Raw genomic sequence first — 350 nt, forward strand, 5'->3', positions numbered from 1 at the left:
GATAATGACAGCCCGCAATGGGCAGGGAAAATTATTGCCCAAACTGTCTGATAAGCCGTTGAAATCCATCACACGCAGAACCAACCGCTCAGAAGTGCTTGATCTGATGTGTCGGCGTAAGGGTTATGAGTTTCGTCTTGTCCGCCGCTGGTTTGCCGAAGAAAAACGTTTCTGTCTCTGGCTGACTAATTTATCGGTGGACGAGTTTACCGCCAATGAGATCATGGATATTTATCGTTGCCGCTGGCAAATATACCCATCGTAATTGAAGCTGCTTGATTTTTCCTTCCTATCAGATCAAGATTGTGTCCATGAAAATTACCCTGACAAATGCCCAAAAAGAAGCCCTC

Annotated in this window: 1 pseudogene; it reads left to right on the top strand. The window is 45.4% G+C overall.

The annotated features are described in order from the left end of the window. Nucleotides 1-253: pseudogene (locus Xinn_RS21620) on the top strand (IS4 family transposase); the annotation flags it as partial. Between the last annotated feature and the right edge of the window lie 97 nt (nucleotides 254-350).

This window comes from Xenorhabdus innexi (assembly GCF_002632485.1).
GTDB classification, from domain to species: domain Bacteria; phylum Pseudomonadota; class Gammaproteobacteria; order Enterobacterales; family Enterobacteriaceae; genus Xenorhabdus; species Xenorhabdus innexi.